We start from the raw sequence: 5390 nt of genomic DNA on the forward strand, positions 1-5390 counted from the left end.
AGCGGGTACAGCCTCGAACCTCAGGCACAGCCACTGATCGCCCAGATGTAGCGCGACCAAGCGGCGCCGCCCGGGATCCGGACGCCCCCAGGCGCCGGATCCCGGGTACGGCCGAACCGCTGGTCCACAAAGGTGGCAGCACCAGCGAGGGCAGCTGTCGGCGTACAGATCGGAGTACATAGGTAGGTACGCCGTTACGTAGAAAGATCCACATGACGACGGGGCCCAGGATGGTTCGACCCGAGTTCCCTCGCCACTCATGCGGAGTCACTCCGTCGGGCTACGCTCGGATACCCCATCGCAGACGCATGCGTGCCCGGAACGCGGCAGATGCGGACGCTCGTCGGCCAACTGCTATCGCCAGGCCGCGGCACATACCTCTATCCAGGCCGCGAGGTTGGGCACATGATCGATCGTAAGCAGCGAGTACGGCGGGGAGCCGGCCAACGGCGTGACATTCACGAACGCATGGTCTGGTGCGAAGAGAAGGAGCCGGCCGTCGTCGCGATGCGCCAGCGTCAGATTCCCGTTGGCCTCCACGGCGACGGCATAGTACTCGTCGGGATTGATGGAGAGTTCGAGGCCGTCGTCTTCCCATAGCCATGCGTAGTCGGTGACCACATCGGCGACTCGGACGTGCGTCGCGTCAACCGTGAGCACCTCGTTCTGGTTGTTCCACCAGGTGTCGGGCTCGCGGAACCGTTCGACGATCCCGCCGCAGAGCTTCCAGAAGTTCTTATGGGTCCAGGCGACGGAGTCGCTGTCCACGTCGTGGGGCGGGCGGCAGAGCCATCCCCGTCGATCGTCCGATGATCCCCATGCCAGCAACTCGTAGGCGTCGCCTCCGACGGAGACGGGGGTGAGGGTCGTTGAGGCGAGCAGCGTAGAGAGTTCAGGCAAGCCGTCGATTGATCCGCGGGTCCACAGCTGCGCCTCACCCACGACGGCACTCTCGCCGGGACGGAAACACGGAACCTCGTGGACGAAGTGCTCCCAGTCGCTCATCGCTCCGATGATGCCAGGGTCACCTTCGCCCACCAGTCAGGGAGCTGAGCGTCCGCTCATCGGCAGTTCCGAATGGCGAGCGGCAGCTCCAGCCGTCACGCTGCGTGCCGCGCGGATCGCGGCAAGCGCGGACGGACCCTCCTCGCCAGGGCGTGTCTAGAGCGGATCCAGGAGCAGCACACCGTCCGGCGAGTAGAAGTAACCGCGCACGTGCCGAGCCCAGTCTTCGATCTTCGGGTCTTCCGACTGCGACAACCACTCAGACAGACGCGCGTGCTCGTCGGTGTATCCGTTCTCCAGGAGCCACTGAAGCGTGTCGCCCCGGCCCGCTCCGAAGATGGCCTGGGCGTCGAAGCCGATGCCTAGGTCCATGTCGCCCGTGCGGAACTTCGCCCCATACAGGCGGGGCGAGTCCGCGGGATCGCCGATAAGGAACAGAAGAAAGGCCGTTACGTAGACCTGCTCGTACTCGTCGCTCTCGCCCACGTCCGGGCCTTCGCGCCACGCCCTTTCGTGGTCGAAGATCTCTCGGAGCATCGCGTGGTAAGGGCCAGGATCATCTACGTCAACCATCCGGAGCGCCTCCCGACGCGAAGCCGGACTCGAGAGGTCCAAAGACTCGGCCATGTGTGCACGCTAGTCGGTGTGCCCGCTCATCGGCAGTTCCAAATGGCGAGCGGCAGCTCCAGCCGTCACGCTGCGTGCCCCGCGGATCGCGGCAGAAGCGGATGGCGCGAGGCGCCACTGATAATCTCCGGCGGAGGAGGTCATAATGGAGTCGGACAAGCCGTCCAGGCCGCGAGCCCTCTGACTTCGGACGGTGCCGTTCAATCTTCGCAGGCCCCGCCGACATGATCAGTCCGAACGCACTGCCTTGTCGAGGTTGCTTCGCATCATCTCAAGTCCGGAGCGATAGCTAGCCTGAAGGCGCCTCACCCACTCTTCGTACGACTTCTCCGTGAGGACCCTATCAACGCGCTGCACCCTCTTGTAGTGGAGGTTAAACCGCGCCTGATAGAGCCTCCTTGACTGCATCAAATCCCCAACAATATTTGCGATTCCCTCGAGTGCATCGTCTCGCAGGATTAGAGTCCACACGTTCTCCTGGGCGATAAAGCGGCACGAATCCTGATCAACATCGGACTTGTCCTGATTCAGTGGCCGTGACCACTGGCCATGCGCAAGCTTGTTCCGAATGCCTATTATTGGGCGCAGTCGCGTTTCAAGTACCCGTTGGATCGTTGCATAACGGGCGACGTCGTCATGCAGAAGCTTGTAGGTGACATCTACACCAGTGGCGATACCGAATGCGGAACGGTATCCGATATCCACTGCGGAGACCCATCGCTCGTAGACTGAAGGTTGGGCAAGCACCGTAGATCGCTGGGTATCGGAGAACCCGTTCGGTAGATACAAGAGCTTCATTAATCGAGCCTCGGCCTTAATGGCAACGAGGAGCATTTGGGTCTGAACCAAAGACCTAATCGCCGCTACTTCATTGCGCCTAATCGCCATTTTGCCGGCACGTTCTATATGTGTCAGGGCCTGCGAGACGCTCCGATAGTTGGCGTAGTGGTACTTGCGCAGATCCGCCTCAGACGCTGTCACGGGCCACTCCCCAGATTGACGGCAAGCACGTCAACAGTGGATACTAGTACAGCACCGCAACATTCATGGGGATGCCTTGCTGAGGCTGCCTAATCTCGGCACGTCCGTGCACCGCCAACTGCGGACAGCCGGGTGCACATGACGCACGGTCGTCTGCAGGGTAGGGCGTGAGGATCTGAAAGTCCCAGGCTTCGGGAGTAGGCTCTCGCGGCGTCCGATAGGCTCAGGTGCAACCGGAGGTTAGTCCGTTGATCAGGCCTGATGTCCTGGCGGGATACCTGCTTGAAGAGTTTATTGCGAGTCTCATCCAAAGCTCCGGATACCGGCTTTTGGTGCAGAAGAGTCAAGATAGGTTTGACTTGAAGGAAAGCCCACGTACCGGTGATCTCCTGGTTAGGGGAAGGGGCGGGGATCACCAGGTCGACGTCTTGGGCGAGTTCTCCATCGTTCCCGCTTTCAGTCAGCCATTGAGACTCTTCGTTGAGGCGAAGGCCCGCGGCCAAAGAGTTGGGCTACCAGCATTGCGAAATGCCGTTGGTACCCTCAACGATGTAAATGAAGCTTGGATGGTCGGCTACTCCAAGAACCGCGTTCGACGCCTGTATCGGTATGGACTTTTTTCTACGAGCGGGTTCTCTGCACCCGCTCAGGACTACGCGCTCGCGCACCAGATCAACATCGTCGATCTATCCGGTCCCGAGTGGTCAGATTTCGTGAGCATGGTTATGGCCTCTGCAGAAGAGCTCGTTCGCGTTGCATCCAGACATGTAGATCGTTTTCCCATCCGCTCACTTCGGCGGGACTTGCGGTTGGAGTTAGGGACAATGCCACGCGATGCGACTATTAATTTATACGAGGATGACCTGGGCGGATTCGACATTCAGGATTCCGTAATGACATTAAAGACACGATTTGGCGAGGTCGTCAACGGGGCGCTGCTCGCGTTCCCGGCTGGTCATCAGGTTTTGCTTGTCCGTCCGGACAACCTGGAAATGTTTCTCGCATTCGCGATCCAGAATCCGACTCACCGAGTCTCGCTATCAGTGGACAGACGACACGAAGGTGAACTTTCCCGCACCTGGGTGATTCGTCCCATCGGAGAAGGAAGGGAGCGATACTCGCTGAGGCTGACACTGCCAACCTCAGTGGAGAAGATCGCCCTAGCGGAAACTGACCGCCTTGCTCAGTCGCTGGCCGCTAAAGGGGAGCTGGGCGGGCATCTAGACATTTATTGGGACCCGCATGGGCAGGAGCGATTTCAGATGCGTGGGCCCCGACTGTTCCGCCTCCGATTCGCCGGTAGTGACCTGCGACAGCGCAGGCCGGATTTGACATGATCAGATGCACTCTCCTCGGCAGAAGCGGATGCCGCGTGGAGATGTCGACTGGACGCCCGTCACGCAGCGTCATCGACCGGGCATGCTGGTCAGTCGCACAACCGTCAAGGCAGCCGACCACCAAGGTCGCCTGCCCCGGTGAGGCCTTGTACGTCAAGCCGGATCTGTCTCTGCACGGGAGCCGGTACGCCGACAGCAGGCCTGATACCGCTGAGCAGCAGCAGAATCCGTCGCCTGTCGCTTACCTCGTGTCGGCCATCCCACAAAGAGGGCCACATCCTGTACTGGTCTCCCTGCCGCGGTGTTAGCCCACCTCCGGGCTCTCGAGTAGAAAATGCGGCTCTTTCCTCGTTTGTCGGGCGGGCGTGGCGCCTGTTGACGTCACTCGCTGTGGCTCGCGCGTCAAGCGGGACCGGGCTGGCGTCGGGTCCGTCGCCTGGCGATCCCCGGTCGGCGGGGGTAGTCCGGCGGCAGGTATCGGTAGACCGATCGCAGTGACTTGCCGATCCTCTCGGCGAGCAGTTCAGGGTCCAGGTTCGGCTCCTTGCGCAGCCAGTAGGCCACTGCCTGCGCGGTTCCCCGGGGCACCTCCGAGTCCTCGTCGTCGTTGGCGTCGTCGGCGGCAGCATTCTGATCGCCGTCGTCCGTCTCCTCGTTGGCGTTCGCGCCGAGGATGTCCTTGTCGTCCACGGTCCTGTCTGCCAGTCTCGCGTCGGCCGGGTCGTCCGGGGACTGAGCTTCAGGCGGGCCGGCGTCGCTGCTCTTGGCACTCTGCTGGTGGCCGCTCAGGGCCGGTTCAGGGTCCTTCTCTGGCTCTGGTTTCGGCTCCTGCCGGTCGTCGCGAGGCGTGTCCGCCACCGACGCGGTGGGCGCCTGCGGCGCGGAGGGGGTGGGCTCAGGCGCCGGTGGTGTGTCGGCGAGGCGCTCTTGCCTGAACCAGCGACGGCGGTGACGGAAACTATGAGCCGCCATGATCCGCTCCGGGGCGAGGTCAGCGGCCAGGAGCCCGGTCAGCCCGTTGTAGTCGGCCGTGGCTGCGAGGCGTGCGGCGATCTCGTCCAGGTCGTACACGTGCACGGCGATGTCGGCGGTGGAGGGGTCCACGGCGATTCTGATCTTGCGATGGAGCACCTTGGCGATTGCGGCGTCGCGGCGTCGGCGGGCGATCGCGGTGCGGGCCGCAGCAAGGGACTCGTACAGGTCGAGGCCGTTAGCCTTGGCGATGGACCGCGCCCGAGAAGTGACGAGAGGGTGGCAGATCCAGTGCCCGAACACCTCGTAGGCGGGTGGTGTGGGCGGCAGGCCCCCGGTGACGCGCAGGCGGTCGCGGCGCTGGTTGCCGGCGTGCATCAGCCAGACGAGGTATCCGAGGGCGGACATGCCTGCGTAGAAGCCGCCAACTAGGTGGTCGGGGTGGGCGGCCCCGTTGAAGGTGACGGC

4 protein-coding genes and 1 pseudogene are annotated in these 5390 nt (G+C 62.6%); 1 reads left to right on the plus strand and 4 read right to left on the minus strand.

Annotation, left to right across the window (positions count from 1 at the left end; translation table 11 throughout):
• Window positions 1-354 precede the first annotated feature (354 nt).
• The 3 genes from KBX08_RS31995 to KBX08_RS32005 all read right to left on the minus strand — a co-directional run bounded on the left by KBX08_RS31995 (window position 355) and on the right by KBX08_RS32005 (window position 2613).
• Window positions 355-1005 carry a hypothetical protein gene (locus KBX08_RS31995; RefSeq protein ID WP_247670422.1) on the minus strand — a complete coding sequence of 217 codons (651 nt, stop codon included), beginning with the start codon at window positions 1003-1005 and terminating at the stop codon, window positions 355-357.
• A gap of 156 nt (window positions 1006-1161) precedes the next feature.
• Window positions 1162-1632 carry a hypothetical protein gene (locus tag KBX08_RS32000; protein ID WP_210787494.1) on the minus strand — a complete coding sequence of 157 codons (471 nt, stop codon included), beginning with the start codon at window positions 1630-1632 and terminating at the stop codon, window positions 1162-1164.
• 228 nt (window positions 1633-1860) lie between these two features.
• Window positions 1861-2613 carry a hypothetical protein gene (locus KBX08_RS32005; protein WP_210787495.1) on the minus strand — a complete coding sequence of 251 codons (753 nt, stop codon included), beginning with the start codon at window positions 2611-2613 and terminating at the stop codon, window positions 1861-1863.
• Window positions 2614-3041: 428 nt separating this feature from the next.
• Between KBX08_RS32005 and KBX08_RS32010 the strand changes: the two genes are divergently transcribed.
• On the plus strand, window positions 3042-3950 hold the full coding sequence (locus tag KBX08_RS32010; protein WP_374101979.1) for a hypothetical protein: 909 nt from the start codon (window positions 3042-3044) through the stop codon (window positions 3948-3950).
• A 402-nt stretch (window positions 3951-4352) separates the two neighbouring features.
• Here KBX08_RS32010 and KBX08_RS32015 read toward each other — a convergent pair.
• A pseudogene (locus KBX08_RS32015) lies at window positions 4353-5390 on the minus strand (hypothetical protein); the annotation flags it as partial.

This window comes from Micromonospora sp. H61, from assembly GCF_018070325.1.
GTDB lineage: Bacteria > Actinomycetota > Actinomycetes > Mycobacteriales > Micromonosporaceae > Micromonospora > Micromonospora salmantinae.